The sequence below is a fragment of the Mesocryomonas fontinalis genome, from assembly GCF_055730125.2.
Window position 1 is genome coordinate 147752 of sequence record NZ_JBUZWG020000007.1, and the last position, 18466, is coordinate 166217.

22 protein-coding genes and 1 tRNA gene are annotated in these 18466 nt (G+C 62.0%); 4 read left to right on the forward strand and 19 right to left on the reverse strand.

The genetic code is table 11. The annotated features are described in order from the left end of the window. The first annotated feature begins 106 nt into the window (after positions 1 to 106). Positions 107 to 1270: a DUF1176 domain-containing protein gene (locus tag ACZL02_RS17605; RefSeq protein WP_472940195.1), complete on the forward strand. Its 1164-nt coding sequence runs from the start codon at positions 107 to 109 to the stop codon at positions 1268 to 1270. Positions 1271 to 1335: 65 nt separating this feature from the next. Here ACZL02_RS17605 and ACZL02_RS17610 read toward each other — a convergent pair whose 3' ends face one another. From ACZL02_RS17610 to ACZL02_RS17630, 5 genes are all read right to left on the reverse strand, one after another. Continuing rightward, positions 1336 to 1836: a hypothetical protein gene (locus ACZL02_RS17610; RefSeq protein WP_472940196.1), complete on the reverse strand. Its 501-nt coding sequence runs from the start codon at positions 1834 to 1836 to the stop codon at positions 1336 to 1338. Positions 1837 to 1971: 135 nt separating this feature from the next. After that, positions 1972 to 2892, reverse strand: coding sequence for a DUF3829 domain-containing protein (locus ACZL02_RS17615; RefSeq protein WP_472940197.1), 921 nt, complete (start codon positions 2890 to 2892; stop codon positions 1972 to 1974). A 279-nt stretch (positions 2893 to 3171) separates the two neighbouring features. Then, positions 3172 to 3753 carry a L,D-transpeptidase gene (locus tag ACZL02_RS17620; RefSeq protein ID WP_472940374.1) on the reverse strand — a complete coding sequence of 194 codons (582 nt, stop codon included), beginning with the start codon at positions 3751 to 3753 and terminating at the stop codon, positions 3172 to 3174. Positions 3754 to 4308: 555 nt separating this feature from the next. After that, positions 4309 to 5253: a L,D-transpeptidase gene (locus ACZL02_RS17625; protein WP_472940198.1), complete on the reverse strand. Its 945-nt coding sequence runs from the start codon at positions 5251 to 5253 to the stop codon at positions 4309 to 4311. A 211-nt stretch (positions 5254 to 5464) separates the two neighbouring features. Then, positions 5465 to 6196, reverse strand: a complete 732-nt coding sequence (locus ACZL02_RS17630; RefSeq protein WP_472940199.1) for a DUF2927 domain-containing protein — start codon at positions 6194 to 6196, stop codon at positions 5465 to 5467. A 547-nt stretch (positions 6197 to 6743) separates the two neighbouring features. Here ACZL02_RS17630 and ACZL02_RS17635 point away from each other — a divergent pair. The 3 genes from ACZL02_RS17635 (at position 6744) to ACZL02_RS17645 (ending at position 7969) form a co-directional block, all read left to right on the forward strand. Continuing rightward, positions 6744 to 6938 carry a hypothetical protein gene (locus ACZL02_RS17635; RefSeq protein ID WP_472940200.1) on the forward strand — a complete coding sequence of 65 codons (195 nt, stop codon included), beginning with the start codon at positions 6744 to 6746 and terminating at the stop codon, positions 6936 to 6938. Between the two features lie 155 nt (positions 6939 to 7093). Beyond that, positions 7094 to 7768, forward strand: a complete 675-nt coding sequence (locus tag ACZL02_RS17640; RefSeq protein ID WP_472940375.1) for a DNA-3-methyladenine glycosylase I — start codon at positions 7094 to 7096, stop codon at positions 7766 to 7768. A gap of 124 nt (positions 7769 to 7892) precedes the next feature. Beyond that, positions 7893 to 7969, forward strand: a tRNA-His gene (locus tag ACZL02_RS17645). A gap of 2296 nt (positions 7970 to 10265) precedes the next feature. Here the strand turns inward: ACZL02_RS17645 and ACZL02_RS17650 are convergent. From ACZL02_RS17650 to ACZL02_RS17715, 14 genes are all read right to left on the reverse strand, one after another. Continuing rightward, positions 10266 to 10451: a hypothetical protein gene (locus tag ACZL02_RS17650; RefSeq protein ID WP_472940201.1), complete on the reverse strand. Its 186-nt coding sequence runs from the start codon at positions 10449 to 10451 to the stop codon at positions 10266 to 10268. Positions 10452 to 10540: 89 nt separating this feature from the next. Next, complete coding sequence (locus ACZL02_RS17655) at positions 10541 to 11524, reverse strand: sugar transferase (RefSeq protein WP_472940202.1); 984 nt, start codon at positions 11522 to 11524, stop codon at positions 10541 to 10543. After that, positions 11515 to 11829, reverse strand: a complete 315-nt coding sequence (locus tag ACZL02_RS17660) for a PadR family transcriptional regulator (protein ID WP_472940203.1) — start codon at positions 11827 to 11829, stop codon at positions 11515 to 11517. The genes ACZL02_RS17655 and ACZL02_RS17660 overlap by 10 nt, the downstream gene beginning before the upstream one ends. Before the next feature lie 77 nt (positions 11830 to 11906). Beyond that, positions 11907 to 12140, reverse strand: coding sequence for a hypothetical protein (locus tag ACZL02_RS17665; protein ID WP_472940204.1), 234 nt, complete (start codon positions 12138 to 12140; stop codon positions 11907 to 11909). A 348-nt stretch (positions 12141 to 12488) separates the two neighbouring features. Then, positions 12489 to 13043, reverse strand: a complete 555-nt coding sequence (locus ACZL02_RS17670; protein ID WP_472940205.1) for a hypothetical protein — start codon at positions 13041 to 13043, stop codon at positions 12489 to 12491. Next, positions 13040 to 13585 (reverse strand): hypothetical protein, encoded by a 546-nt coding sequence (locus ACZL02_RS17675; protein WP_472940206.1) that lies wholly within the window; start codon positions 13583 to 13585, stop codon positions 13040 to 13042. Before ACZL02_RS17675 ends, ACZL02_RS17670 begins: the two co-directional genes overlap by 4 nt. Continuing rightward, positions 13582 to 13926, reverse strand: a complete 345-nt coding sequence (locus tag ACZL02_RS17680; protein ID WP_472940207.1) for a hypothetical protein — start codon at positions 13924 to 13926, stop codon at positions 13582 to 13584. Before ACZL02_RS17680 ends, ACZL02_RS17675 begins: the two co-directional genes overlap by 4 nt. A 47-nt stretch (positions 13927 to 13973) precedes the next feature. Further along, positions 13974 to 14633: a hypothetical protein gene (locus ACZL02_RS17685; RefSeq protein ID WP_472940208.1), complete on the reverse strand. Its 660-nt coding sequence runs from the start codon at positions 14631 to 14633 to the stop codon at positions 13974 to 13976. After that, complete coding sequence (locus ACZL02_RS17690) at positions 14630 to 15250, reverse strand: hypothetical protein (protein ID WP_472936055.1); 621 nt, start codon at positions 15248 to 15250, stop codon at positions 14630 to 14632. The genes ACZL02_RS17685 and ACZL02_RS17690 overlap by 4 nt, the downstream gene beginning before the upstream one ends. 486 nt (positions 15251 to 15736) lie before the next feature. After that, the gene (locus ACZL02_RS17695) at positions 15737 to 17095 is read right to left on the reverse strand and encodes an AAA family ATPase (protein WP_472940209.1); all 1359 of its coding nucleotides are present in this window, start codon (positions 17093 to 17095) and stop codon (positions 15737 to 15739) included. Positions 17096 to 17221: 126 nt separating this feature from the next. After that, a complete protein-coding gene (locus tag ACZL02_RS17700; protein ID WP_472940210.1) occupies positions 17222 to 17476 on the reverse strand; it encodes a hypothetical protein in 255 nt (84 codons plus the stop codon). Next, on the reverse strand, positions 17473 to 17757 hold the full coding sequence (locus tag ACZL02_RS17705; RefSeq protein WP_472940211.1) for a hypothetical protein: 285 nt from the start codon (positions 17755 to 17757) through the stop codon (positions 17473 to 17475). Before ACZL02_RS17705 ends, ACZL02_RS17700 begins: the two co-directional genes overlap by 4 nt. Beyond that, on the reverse strand, positions 17754 to 18272 hold the full coding sequence (locus ACZL02_RS17710) for a hypothetical protein (protein ID WP_472940212.1): 519 nt from the start codon (positions 18270 to 18272) through the stop codon (positions 17754 to 17756). Before ACZL02_RS17710 ends, ACZL02_RS17705 begins: the two co-directional genes overlap by 4 nt. Further along, positions 18272 to 18466, reverse strand: coding sequence for a DNA-binding protein (locus ACZL02_RS17715; RefSeq protein ID WP_472940213.1), 195 nt, complete (start codon positions 18464 to 18466; stop codon positions 18272 to 18274). The genes ACZL02_RS17710 and ACZL02_RS17715 overlap by 1 nt, the downstream gene beginning before the upstream one ends.

An 18466-nucleotide genomic window follows, 5' to 3' on the forward strand; every position in this document is an offset into this window, starting at 1 on the left:
CTTCTGGCAACCCGCCCTCTGCCCCAACCTTGACGGCCCTCGGTTTTCGATGTCCGTGCTGGGCTGCTGTTGACGAGGACAGTTGAAGCGGGGCGGACCCAATCACATGATCACTCGGCTCTTTTCGATCGCCGCCCTTCTCATGGTTCCCGCGACGGCGGCGGTGGCTGCGGGACCGAAAGATTCCGGCATTGGCACCATCCGAACCTTTGGAGATTGGGTGGTCGGTTGCGACAACCTTTCCACCTGCACCGCCGTCGGCTTTCCGCCGGCGGAGGCCACGGGCGGATCGGCCTATTTGAGGGTAACACGGCGCGGCGAGCCGGATGCGGTGCCCCAGGTGAAACTGGTCGCCATAACGGACACGGTCGGAAACGGCGCAGAGAAGCACGACCTCAACCTGTCCGTCACGGGCACTAAGGGTGCGCCCGGGATCGATGCGGTCGCTGCCAGCGCCGAGGACGGCTACGCCTCGGCCTCGATCCCCGATGCGCTGCCATTCTTGACGGCGCTGTTACCGGCCGAAGAACTGGTCGTGGCCTCAGATGCCATGGCCGAGCCCGCACACATTTCCCTTCGTGGCCTCAGCGCGGCCCTGCGCGCGATGGACGATCGCCAAGGCCGGGCCGACAATGTCTCGGCCTTGGTGGCGCGCGGCGCGCTCGGTGCTGCCGATATGCCAGCGCTGCCGGAGCCCTTGGCGCCTGTGCAGGCGGTGAAGTTGACGGAACTCGATCCAGCGCCAAACCCGCCCGAAGGGATCGAAGGCGCGAGCCCCGAATGTGACAGCAACCGCGCCCCCATAGCCTTCCAGGCGGTGAGCGGCGTCAGGATCTTCGGCTCCTGCGTCTTTGAGGGAGCGTACAATGTCGGGCGGCACTTTTGGCTCGAGGGATCGCCCGCCAAGCTGCTCGACTTTGAGGTCAATGCAGGACCGGACGACGACAAGACCATCCTTGTGAATGCGGGGCTGGACGAAGATGGAATGACGCTTTCCGCGGTCGATCGGGGCCGCGGCGTCGGTGATTGTGGGTCAGCCTCGTCATGGGCGTTCGACGGGTCGGCGTTCCATCTCGTGTTCCTCAGGGCCATGACGGAATGCCGCGGTGCTTTGCCGGAGGACTGGCCGGTGCTTTACACCGCCAGCACCAGTCCGGTGTCAGCACCTGCGCCTGCTTCCGGCAACAGAAGAGGCGACGGGTCTCCCGTCTGCCGCACCCTTCGCCCTTCACGGGCTATTGGCCCTCCCGGTTGCCGCAGGAGCGGCTGATCGCAAACGACCGTGCGCGTCCGGCGCCCTTGATCCTCAGCGAGACGACAGCGGTCGGGGGCGCATCATAGCGACGCTTCGAGGACCTTCAGAATGGCGTTGGTGCGATCCTCGACATCCGCCGTGTTGGTGTAGGGACGAAAGTTCACCGTCAGGACGCCGCCGTCGAACTTGACGCGGTCGCCGTACGCAGTCGCCGGAATGCCACCGTCCTCATATTGGACTTTGATTTCCTTCAGGCTCTCCTTCAGGGCGGATTTGCCCATGTCGTCCTTGGCGATCTGAGAAAGCGCAGCTTCGATCGGCCCGAAGATCGTCTTCACGAAATAATTGTCCTGCGGGTAATATTCGGCGTCGCCGGGGAGCGCGAGGCTGTTCCAGTCGACGTTGATCGGCACGTCGAACCCTGCTGCTTGCTGGATCTTCTTCTGGAGCGATGGATATTGCGCCTCCGTGTAGGCTGCGATGGCGCGGCGTTCCGCAAGGCCCGGCTTGGACTGAGCCTCGGCAAGGCTTGTCGAGGCGATCATCGAGAGTGCAGCGAGGGAAATGATGGTTCTACGCATTAAGGCCTCCACTTGTGAACGATATGACGCTTTGGGTTTCACCCGGCTCAGATGATACGGGATAAGGGGTAGGCTGACGGCATCCGGCTTGAGCGGACAGGATCCGGCCTTTCAAGCCATTTGCTGCTGTCACCGCTAAGGCGTTGGCAGCTGGATGAACTCGGTCGTCGAGACCGCACTGTTGTATTCTGCAACGACGCGTTCCCGGTCGGTGTCGTTTCCGCTGGCCTTGTAGTCACGCCACGCGCCGATCATCGACGTCCCGTTTCCAGCGACCATTGCGAATTTATTCTTATTGAGTCCTGCATCCTGGCCTGATGGTTTTGAGGCGGCCAGAGCGGTTGCCGCGGCTTCGAGGGAGGGCATCAAGCGATCGGCCTCGACTTTATCGCCAGCAATGACGGCTTGGACGAAGGCTTCGCCCGCCGCCATCGTGGCGACGAAGTTTGCCTCCCCTTCGAAACCGCCCTTGCGAAGCGCGTCGATGCGCGCAGCATTGAGCGACCGCTCCTGCTCGCGCAGCACGACATCGAAATCCTGGAGCGACGCCTGCGTCTCATCCAGTGCCTTCAACAGCGGCGCATCCGCGGCCTTGCCCTTGGCGAGCCGGTCGTCGCGGTAGGCGCGCGTCTTGTAGTAGGGCTCCAAAGCCTGCAGCTGGGTCACCAGCGTCTGCAATTTTATGATCAGATTATCGACAGCGGTATCCGCGGCGGCCATCGCAGTTCCGGGTAGCGCACGGCCCTCCTTCAAACGGTCGATCGCCATCACGAGGTTCAGGAAGGTCGGGAAGTAGATCGTGGCGCTCGCGTCGGCATGGGGCACGTCGAGTTCCCGATACGCCGCGGTGACGAAGCCAACGCCAACGTCGGGGTCGATCAGGTTGTTGTAGGTTTCGACATAGACACGGCGCTTTTCAGCGAGCTGATCTGCCTCGGACGAAGCTGTCACCACGACCGGCGCCGCAGTGGTTTCGGACGAGCTCGGCTTGCAGCCCGAAAGGCCGATGACAGCCACGACGGCCGTGAGCGCTACCGCGCTATACCTGATCGCCACGCATCATCCCCCGACTGTTTGCGTCGACGGATGAATGCCCGATTTTCCAGATCGTTGAAAGAGATTAGTAAGCCCGTAGTTGCATTGCGCAAGATTTACCATCTTCAGATGGCGCTGCGGAAGGCGATACGCTCTCGGTAGCTTCGCAGCAAAGGTTCGATTTTCTGGTGCTCGCCGAAAGCTACAGCTTTGCGCTCGGCACAAAAGACATCACCATCCTCATGAAAAAACCCGCCATCGCTGGCGGGCCCCTCACTCGTCGAATCTTCTTCGGCAAACTCACCCGCCGAAGATCGCATCCAGCAGGCCGCGTCCGCCGCTGAGCAGGCCGGCCTCGCGGTAGATGTTCTGGCGGCCGGCGCCGTCGGGGCCGATCACCACGACCTTGGTGCCCCTGTCGGCGCGGCTGTAGAGGTCCTGGACGTCCTCGTTCATCATGCGGATGCAGCCCGACGACATGTTCTGGCCGATGGTCCAGGGCTGGTTGGTGCCGTGGATGCGGAAGATGGAGTCCTGGCCGTTGCGGTAGAGGTAGAGGGCGGCGGCGCCCAGCGGGTTGTTCGGGCCACCTTCCATGTAGGGCGGGATGACGTGGCCGTTGGCGGCCTCGCGCACGATCATCTCCTTCGGCGGGGTCCAGCCCGGCCACTCCGCCTTGCGGCCGACCTTCATGTCGCCGGACCAGCCGAAACCTTCGCGGCCGACGCCGACGCCGTAGCGCGTCGCCCGGCCGGGGGCGTTGACGTAATAGAGGAATTTCCGCTCGCTATCGACGATGATGGTGCCGGGCGCCTCGGCCGTATCGATCCGCACGCTGGTGCGCATGAACTGCTTTGCGGGCTTGCGCATCGACTGCGACATGCGGCGCGACGGCGCCTGGTCGGCCGACTTCCAGGAATTGGTGGCGTGGTCGTAGTAGCGGCTCTCGGCGCTGGCGGGCGCGGAAAGGCTCATGCCGCCGATAAGGCCGGCGGAGAGCGCCAGGGCGAGGCGGAAGGCTTTGGACATCTGGGTTTCCTCGTGGCGGTGCTGCGATGGGGTGGTGCAGGCTCTTTGCCGGGGGTGGAGCCGGCAGGAATTTGTAGCGGCAGCGCGGCGGCGATGGTGAGCCGCGCGGCATTGGCTGGCAAGGCGGCTATGGGCCGCCTGGGCGTTGGCTCCGCAAGCCGTGATCGGGAAGGTGCGGGTTCACCGGTGAGTGTGGCGGTTTGAGCACGCCCGCGGGCCAGACTCTCTCCCCCCTCGGGGGGAGATGCCCGGCAGGGCAGAGAGGGGTGCGCGGCGCTGGTTTTAGCGGGTTGCAGGTTCTTGCGCGGAGAGGGTCGCGGCAGCGTGCCCCCCTCTGGCCTGTCGGCCATCTCCCCCTCCAGGGGGGAGATCGGCAGCTTTGGCGGCTATGGCGGCTTTGGCGGCCGGTTAAAGCACGATCACCTTGGTCCCGACGGGCACGCGCGCATAAAGGTCGGTGACGTCCTCGTTGCGCATGCGGATGCAGCCGGAGGAGACCGCCTTGCCGATCGACCAGGGCTGGTTGGTGCCGTGGATGCGGTAGAGCGTCGAGCCGAGATACATCGCGCGGGCGCCGAGCGGGTTCTGCGGGCCGCCTTTCATCTGCGCGGGCAGGATCTTGCCCTTCTTCTTCTCGCGGGCGCGCATCTGGGCGGGCGGCGTCCAGGTCGGCCATTCCTTCTTCTGCGTCACGGTGTGGCTGCCGGCCCATTCGAAGCCCGGCTTGCCGACGCCGACGCCGTAGCGCCGCGCCGTGCCGCCGGCCTCGACGAGGTAGAGGAATTTCGACGAGGTATCGATCACCACCGTGCCCGCCGGCTTGTCCGAGGGATAGTCGACCTGCTGCGGCAGGTAGGCCGGGTCGATCGAACTGACTTTTTTCATCGCGCGGCCAGCCGCGGCCGGCATCATCGTCCGGCCAGCCGCGGCCGGCATCATCGCGCGGCCGGGCGCTACGGGCGCGTCGACGACCGAGCCGGTGATGGCGGCGGTGCGGCGGATCCTGACGCCATCGGCATCGCCCCGGTCGTCGCGCAGCGAGAGCGGGCCATCCTTGATGTCGCGCGAGCGGATGCGGGCGCGGCCCTCGACGCGTACGCCGTCGCCGTCGCGCAGGCCGTAGCTGCCGCGCACGGCGTAGCCGCGGCGGGTGTCGTAGAGGCCGCCGGGGTTGGCGAGATCGGGCTTGATGTAGCCGGGCACCACGCCGCTGCCGGGGGTGAGCTGCAGGATCCACTCCTCGGCGAGGTCCGAGGAGACCTGCACGCCGCGGTCGCGGGCGGCCGCCGGCGCGGCAAGAGAGAAAGCGAGGAGGGCGGCAAGGCCAAGGGGTGCGAAAAGCCTGTTCGGCACGGTCTATCCTTCGTCGCGGACAGGCGCGGCCAAGCCTTGCGGCGGGCACGCCCGTCAGGGGCCCGGGGCGGATTGCCCCTTGGCCCGACCTTGCGCCGAAATGGCAAGCGAAAGATGAATCGCGCCGGCCCCGGCAAAGCTTACGCCGGCTAAGGATTTCGTTATGCTTAAGAAAGACTTAGCGCGGAGCGCCAGCGACAGGTGATAGCGGTCAGCGCACCCGGCGGCGGACGGTCTCGGCGATCGCCGGCAGCAGCGGGCGGGCGGCCGCAGCGCTCATGCCGGGCGTCAGCCGGTCGTCGTAGAGCATGTTCAGCATGATGCGGTCGTAGCGGCCGAAGCGGGTGACGGTGGAGGTGTCGTTGAACACGCTGTCCGGCGCGCCGTCGAAATCGTCGAGCGGCCCGAGCCCTTGCAGCACCTCCTCGACCAGGCAACGCCGGAAGGCCGGCTCGCCGTCGTCCGAGACGATCAGCGCATCGGCGCGCACGATGCCGGAACGGCCGTAATCGGCATGGACGAGGCAGCTGCCGGGCACCCGCCTAAACGGGTTGCGGAAGATTTTCCGGCCGATCCGCTGGTAGTCGGCGGTGTCGACGACGTGGACGACGAAGCGCGCCTCGGCGGCCGACGCCGCCATCTCCGTCTCGAGCCCGGCTATCTGGCGCGGCAGCCCGGCGACGAAGCTGCGCACCTCGCGCCGGCGGTCCCTGGCGGCATGGTTCTCGATGAAGAAGGCGACCGGGCCGACGAACTTCTTGATGTAGCGCCCGCCGCCGAACAGGCCGGGGATCTCGGCCCCGAAGGCGATCTTCTCAAAACCCTCGACAAGGGCGGGGGTGGCGAAGGGCGAGGCAAGCGGGGCGGCAAGCGCCGGCAGCGTCGCGCCGGCAAGCCCGGTCACGGCGGAGAGCACGGCGAGAATGGCAAGGCAGCGCAGCATCGGGCACTCCGCGGGGATCGCCGGCGAGGCCAGCCACCCCTCATGCAAGGCGGCTCGCACCGGCGCAAGGGCAGCCGCGCTCTGGGCTGCAGCTTTCGCGCCACACTCGGCGGGAGATGTGTCCGGCCGGCGTTGAAATCTGGCGGCGGCGGAGTAGCCTCAGGTTCTCCCGCAGTGCAACCGGCGCGGCCACCAGCTGCAGGCAAGCGGGAGCGGCGAGGCTTATCAAAGCCCGCCGGCATCGCTCGCGGGAAGTCCTTCGGGAGCCCGCGGGAAACCCTTCGGGGCCCTGGAAAGCCCTTTTGAGGGAATGAGGCCGCCTTTTCGGGAAACCGGCGGACGGCCGGGACCGGCCAACGGGCCCGTGATCAACAGGGAGACGGGGCGGGACGACCGCCCCCGGCGTAGGCAGGACGCGCGGGCGCGAGAGATCCGCGGACAAGGTGTGGGCCAGTCCCACGGATCGGGAGGCATGCCGCCTCCGGACGACGGTCTTCGTCATCCGGCCCTGTCCCTCAGCTCCGCGCGAGCGCTCCTGGAGCCTGCCATGATCGCCCTCACCCTCCTCGTCTGCCTCCACACCGACCCCGACACCTGCCGCCCCGAGCGCGTCGCCTTCGAGGGCTCGCTGATGTCCTGCACCCTCTTCGGGCAGGCCGTCGCCGCCGAATGGCTGACGACCCACCCGAAATACCGGCTGAAGACCTATTCCTGCGGCCGCCCGCCTCTGCCGGCAGCCTGACCGGATCAGCCTTGGGCTGGCCGGGCTGCTGGCAGAAGCACGCGGTGGCCCGGCGGTTATCGCCTCAGGCCGCCGGCGCGGCACCGTCCGGCGGACCCTGTCGACGTGCGGCTTGCGCTCGGCCCCGCCGGACGCCATGAAGACGCATGAGCGAGATGTCCGACGACCCGGCCGGCCCTGAAGAGCAACGGGCCAGCGCCCTTCCGGACGGGCTGACCGACGCCCCCGACGGCACCTGGCGCTGCCGCTGGCACGGCGGGACGGCGGACTACATCCGCTATCACGACACGGAGTGGGGTCGGCCGGTCGGCGACGCGCGGGCACTGTTCGAGAAGATCTGCCTTGAAGGCTTCCAGGCGGGCCTCTCCTGGATCACCATCCTGCGCAAGCGCGCGGCATTTCGCGCCGCCTTTCACGGCTTCGACGTCGACGCCGTCGCCGGCATGGACGAGACCGACGTCGCGCGCCTGCTGGAGGACGGCGGCATCGTGCGCCACCGCGCGAAAATTCTCTCGGTGATCAACAACGCTCGCCGCGTGCAGGCGATGCGGGCGGAGGGCGTGGAGCTTTCGGCCTTCGTCTGGTCGTTCGAACCCGGCCCAGCCGAGCGCCCCGCCTTCGTCGATGCCGCGACGGTCCGAGCCAACCCGGTGACGCCGGCCTCGACCCGCCTGTCCAAGGCCTTGAAGGCAAGGGGTTTCAGCTTCGTCGGGCCGACGACGGTCTATGCCTTCATGCAGTCCATGGGCCTCGTCAACGACCATATCGAGGGCTGCCACTGCCGCCCCGCCTGCGAGGCGGCGCGGGCCGCCTTCGCGCGGCCGACCTGACGGCAACGGGCGTCTGCCGGCGGGAAAGTCCCGCTCAGGCGATCCGCAGTGCGCCTGAATCACGCTGGCCCCTTGCACAAAGGGCCGAAAGATTTTATTGGCTCGCCCGGACGGACGTCGTCATGCGGTTGTAGCTCAGTTGGTTAGAGCGTTGGATTGTGGCTCCAGAGGTCGGTGGTTCGAACCCACCCAACCGTACCATTTTTTTCCTTAGTGAAATTAGTGACATAAGGCCCTAGGGCCACCGGCAACATTGTGGCTCTTGTTGCAGTCGTGTTGCAGCTGAGTTTCCTTGATTTCCGGGGGGTTCCGCTGGACCCCGGCAAATCCGTGCGACATGATCTGCGACATGGTTCTCTTGCGAAGGGCGAGTTGTGGCTGCGCTAATTGATTATATCGAGGGTGAGCTCGCACGCAGACGAATCTTGCTGGCGTCGTCAGAGCACGACGCTAGTGCGAAACTGCATCGTGGTGAAATCGAGCGGCTTACTGTTATGCTGAAAAGCCTGCGGAGCACGACGGAATGAGTCGGGTCTCAATTCGGTTTCTAGGTGTGGCAGTCATTTTAAGCAGTACAACGGTTGCGGGTTGACGATTTGTCGCGGCTGATATGTGATCAATGAATGATCAGCGCTAACGACAATCCTCATCCTCTTTGGCGCCGGGACAATCCCCCACCATTTGATATGGCGAGGGCTTTGGCGCACTACGTCGCCCTTGCAGATGAGGCGAGACGTTTCAATCTGACAAAACTGCGCGATCGAACCTAGGCCATCCGAACTTTGTCGTAGCATCTTGCACTTGAATGCGTATGAGCCCGTACCCTTGGCGCAAGCCTCAGGCATACTCAGTGCGCAAAGCTTCGTCACCGGCGCCCAAGCACTAGTCCGTTGCGAGCGTCGAAGCAGGCATCCTGAGCGGTGCTGCGGTTTTTCGAGCAGCGCCGCTCTCTCATGCCGCCTCCCCCACCCATCTTTTATAGGGGCTAAACCCTTCGGGCTGATTGCTTGCGTCTATCTGACGCGAGGCCGGAGGCAAATTCGACAGGCCTCATTGTATTACTCCGCTTGCTGCCATCTCCTTGCACCTGTTCGACTGGGTCGAATTTGAATGGAGCAACTATGGCCACGAAATACGAGATTGAGGTCTACGAGCCGGGCGATGCCAACATGGTCGCATTCAGCCTTCAAGAGCGAAACGCCATTCACAGGCATCGCGGTCGGGGATTTGCTCGGATGGATGGGACTGAACATGACCCACAGGCTGCGGGTGATAAAGGTCGAGCATTTGTTCTGGGAGACCGATCAGGTGAAGCAGAAAACGTGCATCACAACGGAGCTTGTCGAGCTGTAGGAGTTCGCAAACCTGCCGGCGCCTGATCTGCTATGGCGCCGGCAGAACGCAAAAAGCCCCGCAAGAGCGGGGCCTTCGAAGCTAACATTCAAATGGGCCTTAGCGGGCGAACTCAGAGTCGCCGTGGTTCTCCGGTCCCGTGTAACTGAGCGCACGCTTTTTCTGCTCTGGAGTTAGAGTCACGAAAAAGCCGCGCATGGGACGCTCGGGACCGCAGATCGGCTCAGGGGTCGCAGGCTGGGGAGTGGTAGTGGTGAGATAGCGGGTCATTAAATCAGTCGCCAGATTGAGCGGATTTCGCATCGTCACACCTCCTTCCTAAAATATGGTGTCCCTCTCGGGGGACGAACTTCAGTGAAACCGTACACCTGGACGTAGAGTTCCACCAGACGCTCATTGATCGGCTGGACATGCAATTCCTTGCGACCACAGCCCTGCGCAAAGTTCGCTGCGCATTCAAGAACGACCAAAGCTCGTTTGCCCTTTAGGGGGCAGTCCGGCCGAGGATCGGCCTCGATGAATCGAACCTCTACAGCCAATGTCGTAAGAAGGCAAAGAGCTACAGCGCACAGACGATCTCCAGACCATACCGCAATTTCAAGACGGTTCGGCTGATGGTGACGTCGGCGAATTTCTGTCCAATTGAAGTTAACTTCAGAATTACGGAGTTCCTGAGGCCATCGACCAATTCCCTCGATCGCGCGGTTCGAAATCTCGGCCAAGTTCACCTTCACCCCGAGGAAGGCGCTGGCGCTCTTTGAGGCAAGCCGTCGGGCTTCCTCGCCCTTCTCGGCATATCTTCTGAGGGTGGCTTGGTATGACATCGATGCCGTTCAGTTTACGCTCGCAATACGAGCGATAGCGATTCGTGACAATTCTGTCTCTAGCAGTCCACCACGCGACAAAGGGCAGATTAAATTCATGAATCCTTCAAAATATTTTCTAGAATTTGGGCCTTAGGGGCTTGCTTCCTTTCAGTAAGGCCATGGTGACAGCCACAGAGGTTGCGTGGTTTCGGCGCTTTGACAGTGTCTCATCAGCCCGCGCATCGCTGGGCGCGGGAGGCCGGTTTGAAACGTGCATTTGCTGTGTGCTTGGCGCTGGTGCCTCTGGCCGGGTTCACCGATGTCGACAACGTCCGGGTCTATGACCAGTCGATTGACCTGATGATTGATGCGCCGGCGATCGTCGAGAAGCGGTGCTCATTGAAGATGTCGCCGGTGATGTCCTCGCGGTTTTCGCGCAAATCGTCAGGTGTCACGCTTTGCTTGGCCATCCGCTCAGCGAAGATCTTGGGCAGGTGCTCGGGCTCGCGGCCGGTAACGACCACGCGTGGGCCGGCGACGTCGAAGCGCAGGCTAGCTCAAGAGCCGCGTGGGCAACCAAACAAACTTCGTTGCCCTGTTGTGCCCCATTTTTTCAAAGCACTTTCTTCAACCAGCGACGGAGTTTCAAAAAAGCATTTTTTACTAGACGCGCTATCGGTGCTCTAACTGGGTAATCGGCTTCCCGGTCAAATTCTCGCCCTCGCAGGGTCAAAAAAAATGCTTTGGCAATGAGCTTTAGATCGTTACGCAGAGACCAATTCTGTACGTAGGCAATATCGAGCCTGACGCGATCCTCGTAGGACCCCTGATGCGAGTTTGAAAGTTGCCAGAGGCCGGTTACTCCCGGACGCACTGCATTATATTCGGCGACATGCGGCCCGTAATATTGCAACTCATCCTCGACGATAGGCCGCGGACCAATAATGCTCATATCACCGCGGAGGATATTAATTAGCTGCGGCAGCTCGTCTAAGCTTATTTTACGCAAGAATGAACCGATCTTCGTTACCCGAGGATCGTTCTTCAGCTTTCGCGTCGTGTTCCATTCGACGAGGTCAGCCGGATTGGTGGCAAAATACTCAGCGAGGATCTGTTCGTCGTTCTCAACCATTGTGCGAAATTTTAGACATTTGAAATGGTGACCGCCGAGGCCGACGCGCTTATGGCCATATAGTATAGGGCCTGGCGATGAGATCCGCACCATGATCATGATGAAGAGAAATAGTGGGCCGGTTGAGATCAGGAAACACGCGGCGATCGCGACATCCAAGGCTCGCTTACGCCAGTCGCGAACAGATTTGGCTGCATTGCCGTCTGCAATACGGTTGGCTCCCAGGAAAGCTCCCAGGGCGTGCCAAACTTGCTCGAGCTTCGTGTCGCATTCGGCAAGGTGAGCTTCCCACTCCTCCTGGTAACGCTCGCGTTTCCCTTCTGGGAGGCGATCGACCGCCTTCCTCAGAAGCCAACGCGCAATTCTGGGACCGCGATCATAGATGTCGGCGGCCATAATGTTCAGCAGTATGCTACCTAAGATCGTAGCGACAAAGAGTGCGGCACCCAGCACGGTCAGCTCCATGATACCGCTCCGGTCTCAGGTGGCATGTGATACTCCGCCAACTCTGCTCGCGCCCTGACTCGTCCTGCTCCCGTCAGGGTGTAGTAGCGGCGGCGCGGACGCCCCTCTTGGGTAGGGTCAATGTTTTCCCAAATGCTATCGCACCAACCCGCGGCCTCCAGCCTGGCCAAGAGAGGGTAAAGCGTTCCAGATCCAATACCCAGGGTTTTGGAGATAGCTGCGCCGGACGAGCCTTCTGCCGCGTTTCCGAGAAGAAAACGTAGGACCTTCAATGTGGGCCCCGACATTCTCACATTTTCCATCATTGCCTACCTCGCTAGTCGACATAGACCCTACATCGATTTTCGAGAGACTTTCAAGGTCGCTTCGAAATTGAGGCAAATCACTTCGAAAGGATGGTGTCGGACAACTCGGAGATCCGGTCCTCGACACGTTCAATCGCCTTGGAAATCTGCCCGGCGAGGTCGGCCAAGTCGGGCGCAAAAGGTGCGTCGGCCATACGGCTCTCGTAAACCCTGGCGAGCTCAAGGATCGCGGCGGCGATAAGGCATGCGCCTTGGCCGTCTGCTGCGCCTGTCGCGATGTGCTTCCTGATCGTGCTGTCCAGATTGGCCAATGTCTTGATCCTTTCGGAGATGGGTGGCGCCTTGGCGGAGTGGGAGACTCCGGTGGGAAGCGCCGTCGCGGCCGTGAACCCCGTCAAAAGTTCGGCCGATCCCACATCCCGAGCGCGGACGGATAAGGAAACACGCTCGGGAAACTGACTTAATGCGCGGTTCTTAGCCGCGTCAGCTACCGTTTTCCTTGGACGCCAGGAGCTTCCTCATCGAGGCAACAAGGGAACCGCTCTTATCCGGTGCAGACGCCGTTGCAGGGGTGCTGACCTTTCCCTCCGAGGCAAGCAGCTTACGCATATTGGCGACGGCGAATGCGACGCCGCCGGACGTCGAGTTAGGTGGCTTGCTCATTGGTTTTCCTCTGGAGGGTTGGAATCGTTGGCGGCGGCTTTACTCATCGCCAAGTGCTTGAATTTTTCGTCAGACAGGATGGTCCGATCACCGTCAGGTGCCCTGTTGCGCTTCTGGTCTTCACCGCAGGCGATCAGCATCAATCCGATTTGGTCCGGACGCATGGTCTTGGTCGTGAGCAGATGGGCGAAAAGCGGAAACCAGTCGCCGCATTCCGGCCAGGCCTCGATAATGGCGCAGACCTCGGCGGTTCGACCCTCGATCTCTGAACGTTGGTCGACCAGCGCCTTCTCGAAGAAGCGGCGGGTGATGCCGCTGCCCTCGGAAAGGTCGGCGACTTCGGCACGATGCGAGACAGGATTGCCGTCACGAACAGCACGACGATCGGCGTCGACCTTCATCCGAGCGTTATCGTGTTTCAGCTCTTCGATCTCCTGATGCACACCTTGCTCCCGGGCGGCATTGAGGTAGCTGCGCCGGCGCGGCATCGGTACGATGTCAGCAGAAAGGGCAATGCCGCTGGGGGCTTGGTGTTCGTCTGAAGCGGTCACGGCAGCGCGTCGGCATGTGCAAGGACCGCCCGCGGATCAGCATCGCGTCGGCGCAGAATGGGGAAACCGGCGGTCTCGGCGGCACGGATGATCGACTCTTCGGTCAGTTCGGCATCGAGCAATTCTCGGTCGATCTTCGCCAACTGGTCATCGCGATCGTTTTCCCTGAGGCCGGGCGCATTGGAATAGACAGCAGCTACCTCATCCTTGATCGCCTTCGCCAAGCTCGGCGCCATGTAAGCGAACAGGACATCCTCGCGGTCGAGGTGAGCGTTGTATGGACGTTCGTAGTGTCGAGGGGACTGGCAGAAGCTGCTGGGCCCCGGAACTCGCTGCCGGGCATTGGTGGAGAAACTTTCCACCCAATCGTCAACGCGAGCGTTGGCTACATCGATGGTTGGCGGAAAGCTCCGAATTCCCTCACGAGCAGTCTTGAGTTCCTGCACTCGCTTGCGGATGGATTCAACGCCGCCGCGCAACTCCGAGCCGGCGGAACGGGTGCGCTTCAGCAGATCGCCGACAGTCTTCCGGGCGTCCATCATCGAGCTGGCCTTACGAATTTGGCGCATTCATCGAACAATGCGCCGGCGGCCTGAGACCGTTCGCCCAGCGCCTCATACACAGACTCCGCATCGCGGATCTGGGCCATGAGCGGGGTGCGCTTGGCTTCCATATCCGTCAGAAGGCGGTTCTTATCGGCAGCTGCCTCGCGGGTGCCAGGTTCGCGTGCCTTCAGGTCGTTGATCTGAAGATTGATGTCCCTCATATCCCGTCGCAGCTCGGCAACGATGGCGCTGGCCTTCTGGGTGGCGGCAAACTCACTATCTCGCGTCTGCTCGATCAGGGCGAGGCGGCTGATGTCTATTCGGTGCGGTGCTTCCACGGGGCGTCTCCTTTTGAGATTTTAGGATCGACGCCAGCCGCGGAATTTCAAACACCCTCTTGAATTTCCATATTAAGGATCTCTTGAATCCGCTTCGCCTTAGGGATGCGAGCGCCGGAAATAAGGATGCGCCACCAGGTCGCTGCCGGTTCAGCCGGCGGTGCCGAGAAACTGCTTCGCTCTCTCGGCCATCGGTTCTGCTCATATCGGGCCGCATTGAGAGTCATCAGTCCAGCTGCAACCGATGGCGGAAGAAGTTTCCATTCCGGAGACGCCTTCCAAAGGGCACGAATCATTTGATCGCGCCTCGCCAACTTCGCGCCGTGTGCAGGGGAGACACCGCCCCACGTAAGGAGCCCAAGCGCCCGGTCGATGGAAACGACGGCGCCTTCATCGAGCCAGCGTCGAAGGGCGCAACCAATCCGGCGAGCGCCCTCGGCGTTAGCAAATTCCAATGCCAATACCGCTGCATCAATGTCCTGGAACACGTTCGCGGCTGGGGAACCCTCACTCGACGCCGAGCGGTTTAACTGGGCGGTCAGAAGGTGTTCATCGGCCTCACTGGCCTCTCGAATACGCACTCGGTGGTCTGCGGCAGATGGGGAAAATTTGTCGTCAGTTTCGACGCCAGGAGGTTCGAGCGCGTCTGCAATGACGCTTTCGACCAGCCAGTCCCAATTTGTCACTTTGACGGTTTCATCGGTCATTGATCGTCCTCAAAACCCGTATCGAGGACGCTATCGACCAGGCGAGGCAGCGCGTCGGCGGATGCTTGATGCTTCTCGGCGAGAACCACGCGCTGTGCTCGGAACTCGTTACGCAGCAAATGCAGCACGTCGCGCTGCGGGATACCAAATTTGCTCGCCACCGCGCTTGCCATGGCCGAGAACGACCCCTCGAAGGCCACCAAGGCGGTGGCGGCTTGCCTCATCATCTCGGCCCGAACCGCCGCGGTTTCGGTAAATCGACCGGATCGGGCTGCCTCTTCTTCGGCGGCCTTCCGGTTCGCCATCTGACTGCCCTTAAGCTTTTCCCGCTTGAACTGTTCATCGAGGCTGTCGGGCCGGGGCGCCGGCGGCGCGTTCTCAGATTCCTGCGAGGTGAACTCCAGCCTGGTGTTCATCCCGTTGCCGAGCGCCTGGCTCGGGTTTCGACGCTCGCGAATTTGCTTGATCGCTCGGGCGACCACGATGCGAGCATCTCGGCCAGATCCGAAGAGCGCATCCGGTCCGACGATGCCGGAGCGGAGGTATCGGGTGATGACGGCGGGGTCGACGCCGATGTGCCGGGCGAACTCGGACTTGCCCATGGTGCCGTCAGTCATTGTTCACAAATCCACTTCGTAGGGCTGGCGAGAAATTGCCTTTGACGGGCTTTTGACACTCCGCAGAGCGTATCTGACTGGAGAGGTTTGGGGCGTTTCCGCCCCGCAGGGGGCAAGACGAGGCCGATACGGTCCCTGAATGGGGGGGCGCCGCGCATGGGCTTGGCCCGACGCTGCCATTCGCAGTGCAGGATCGAAGCCGGTCGCCCCTCGCCGGGACTCGCTCGATCAAGGGGCGCGGCGCCTCAACGGGGCGCGCACCTATTACGTTAGTAATAGGGTTGGAGGACACCCGGTTGGAAGCCTGCAAACATTGAGTTGGCACCCGTTGGAAGGCGGTTGGAAGTCCGGTTGGAGCAGGCGGTTGGAAGGTGCCGGTTGGAAGCCTGCAAACGTTGGGTTGGCACCCGTTGGAAGGCGGTTGGAAGGCGGTTGGAAGGCCGGTTGGAAATTCCGGTTGGAAGGCGGTTGGAAGGTGCCGCAAATTCATTCGTCAGCCTCCGACTTTATGGCAATGTGAAGCCGCCGTTTGGATGGAGAACCAAGCTCAACGATCTCGATCCGCCCGCTTTCCAGAAGGCTGTTCATGGCCGCCTGGAACTCTCTCGCCTTCAGTCCTTCTGACATTGGATGGTCGGCGAAAAGTGCGGGCGCATAGGTTGAGCTTTTAGCCGGCGAAATCGGCCGGTTCTGAGAGTTGAACCGAACCACCATCTCAAGAAAGACCCGCTCGGCTCGGCTCCGTCGCGCTGCCGCATCCAGTGGCCCAAGGCCGCCAGCAGGGCCGTCGATGGAGATAAAGCGACCCTCGGTCCACTCCAGCGTCAGCGAGCCACCAGTCGGCCCGTAGTTCGCCTTCATCGTCTGGAGCGTCCGCCGGTTGGGGTTCGCTTCAGTCTTGTCGTCACCGATTTCACGGCGAAGGTAGAGCCTTGATCGAGCACTGTTCGACCAGGCGGTATTACCGCTGGTTCCGCTACCGCTTGCCATGCCCGATAGCGATGGATGCGAGAGCACGACGATCGCGCACCCGAACTCAATGGCGAGGCCCCGCAGCTTGCTGATGAACTGCCGTGCCGACGGACGGACGTTCTCATTGCCGGCGAAGGCGTCGGCTAGGTTGTCGATGATAACCAGCAGGGGCTTCTCTGCCGCCATGGTGGCGTGCAGCTGGGCGAAGAGGCCAGTCCACTTGAGAAGTCCCGTCTTCGGGTCATCATTGGCAAGCACGGCATCCTTGCCAGCCAGAAGGATGATGCGAAGATCCTCTGCTGTCGACAGATCGACGTCGCCAGCTTCGGCGATCTCTGTCAGCCGGATATGCGTCTCGGCCTCGTCATCCTCGGCCGAGAAGTAGAGGCAAGGCCCTGGACGAACGTTCAGGTTCAGCCATCGCGTCGCGGTCGAGACGCCGAGGGCGAGCTGCATAGCAAGCAGGCTCTTGCCCGTCCCGCCATCGCCAGCGAGAAGCGTAACGTTGTGCATAGGGATCAGGCCGAGCGAGTCGATGAATTCCCTCGTTGGCTTGTCACGGCCGACAAAGCTGGAGGCCGAGACGATTTCGAGCCCCGCCAGCTTTGTTTCGCTAGTTAGCCCATCCGCGCCGACGGGTGCGAAAGGCCGCGCACCGACGTCGCCGTCAGCAATTGCCCCCTGTCCGTTGAGAATGTGCGAAAGCTCGCTTTCTGGGAGAGATACCAGCAGATCACAAGCACTCTCGATCTTTAGCCATCGGTCGCGCTTCGCAATCGCCTCCTCGAGTGCCGCCTCTTGTTCTGCCGACATGTGCTCGAGCTTGCCCAGCCATACCTCAGCTTCGTCGCCGGCCTCGATGAGGATCTGCACGCCCAAATCACGCGGTCGCCTCTGTGAATTTGCCCTCGCCAGCATAGCCTGAACCATCGCCAGCCCAGATCTCGAGCGTGAACCATTGCTAGGATTATTGCCGTTTTTCGGAGAGGCCACGCGCTATCACCTGGCCTGCGAGTTGATCGTCGGCAGCCCGTCGATCTCTCTGTCGTCGGTCGAGCTTCCATCGTCACCCTGGGCGAACGTGCACCAACCAAGCCATGGCTCATCGTCGCCGCCGCACTCCAAGTCTGAGTTGCCGTCTAGCGCATCACGGTAAGCGATCAGATACTCGATCGCCGCCTCGATGTTGGCGACCATCCGCGGGGTGGGTTTCTCGAAAATGTCGAAGTCGAGATCCGGATGAAGGGCCTTCATCTCGACACTCCATCAAAGTAATCGAGTGCAGCTTTTACCAATGGGCGATGAATATCGCTGTCGCCAATCTCCATGTCCGCAACGCACAACCGCAGGGCCTCGACAGCGCCGGCAAGTGTGGTTGCCGGGGGACTTTGATCTCTGAACTGTTTCCATAAGGGCGTGATCGTAGCCTCATACAGGAGGTCCAGATCGTCGTCGGTGCAAACGGCCACGCTGTAGATGTCGCATTGCTCGCGATAGCGGGTGATCAGGTCCAGCAGCGGATCATGCGCCTTCATCGTGCGCCTCCCATGTCGAGGTCGAACCGGGCAGACTGATGCTGGGCATACAGCCGGGCCATTTTCTCCATTGTCTCGACGACACCGGCGCCGCAGAGGCCCATGTCGTAAGAGGCGATGATCCGGATACGCTCCTCGGCATACTTGCTGCCATCGCTCGGCCGTCGCTCCAGTTCTTCAATCGCAATGGCTCGGAAGCGTGAATGCCTCTCCACTTCCCGCGCCACCAAGTTCCAGCATTCACCGTCTTCCATTCGAGGCTGGTTCTGGCCGCCAACGAGTGCCTCGACGGCATTCGAAAGGATGCTTACGAGAGCCAGAAGTTCGGCTGTCGACATCGAAACAATCTTCGCGGCATCCTCTTCAAGGCCCACATTTAGGCTCTTCGTCATTGATGGCGGATGCGCCTCTGTGCTACGAATTCCGGTGTTCATTGCCTTTTCCTTCTGGGGAATTGCTGGACCACGGCTCGGAGAGGTTGCCGCCTCTGCCGAGCCTTTTGCTGTCACGGCCATTACGCTGTCCCGCCGGTGAAGTGCTCCACCAGCTTTGTCCGCTCAACGACGTAGCGATTGCCGACCTTTCTGACCGGCAACTCACCGTTCGCGCACATGTGGAACGTCTGCCGTTCAGTTCGGTCGATGATGCGAGCAATCGCACTCACCCCCCAGATCAGCTCAAGAGTTTTTGGTGTCTGATTTGATTCCAT

Coding starts and splice junctions, on each gene's coding strand:
- ACZL02_RS17675 (WP_472940206.1), bottom strand. CDS start 13,585: ATGATGGACGCCCGGAAGACTGTCGGCGATCTGCTGAAGCGCACCCGT.
- ACZL02_RS17635 (WP_472940200.1), top strand. CDS start 6,744: ATGATCGCCCTCACCCTCCTCGTCTGCCTCCACACCGACCCCGACACC.
- ACZL02_RS17610 (WP_472940196.1), bottom strand. CDS start 1,836: ATGCGTAGAACCATCATTTCCCTCGCTGCACTCTCGATGATCGCCTCG.
- ACZL02_RS17685 (WP_472940208.1), bottom strand. CDS start 14,633: ATGACCGATGAAACCGTCAAAGTGACAAATTGGGACTGGCTGGTCGAA.
- ACZL02_RS17620 (WP_472940374.1), bottom strand. CDS start 3,753: ATGTCGCAGTCGATGCGCAAGCCCGCAAAGCAGTTCATGCGCACCAGC.
- ACZL02_RS17640 (WP_472940375.1), top strand. CDS start 7,094: ATGTCCGACGACCCGGCCGGCCCTGAAGAGCAACGGGCCAGCGCCCTT.
- ACZL02_RS17605 (WP_472940195.1), top strand. CDS start 107: ATGATCACTCGGCTCTTTTCGATCGCCGCCCTTCTCATGGTTCCCGCG.
- ACZL02_RS17710 (WP_472940212.1), bottom strand. CDS start 18,272: ATGGCCGTGACAGCAAAAGGCTCGGCAGAGGCGGCAACCTCTCCGAGC.
- ACZL02_RS17715 (WP_472940213.1), bottom strand. CDS start 18,466: ATGGAATCAAATCAGACACCAAAAACTCTTGAGCTGATCTGGGGGGTG.
- ACZL02_RS17690 (WP_472936055.1), bottom strand. CDS start 15,250: ATGACTGACGGCACCATGGGCAAGTCCGAGTTCGCCCGGCACATCGGC.
- ACZL02_RS17705 (WP_472940211.1), bottom strand. CDS start 17,757: ATGAAGGCGCATGATCCGCTGCTGGACCTGATCACCCGCTATCGCGAG.
- ACZL02_RS17660 (WP_472940203.1), bottom strand. CDS start 11,829: ATGATGGAAAATGTGAGAATGTCGGGGCCCACATTGAAGGTCCTACGT.
- ACZL02_RS17700 (WP_472940210.1), bottom strand. CDS start 17,476: ATGAAGGCCCTTCATCCGGATCTCGACTTCGACATTTTCGAGAAACCC.
- ACZL02_RS17630 (WP_472940199.1), bottom strand. CDS start 6,196: ATGCTGCGCTGCCTTGCCATTCTCGCCGTGCTCTCCGCCGTGACCGGG.
- ACZL02_RS17655 (WP_472940202.1), bottom strand. CDS start 11,524: ATGGAGCTGACCGTGCTGGGTGCCGCACTCTTTGTCGCTACGATCTTA.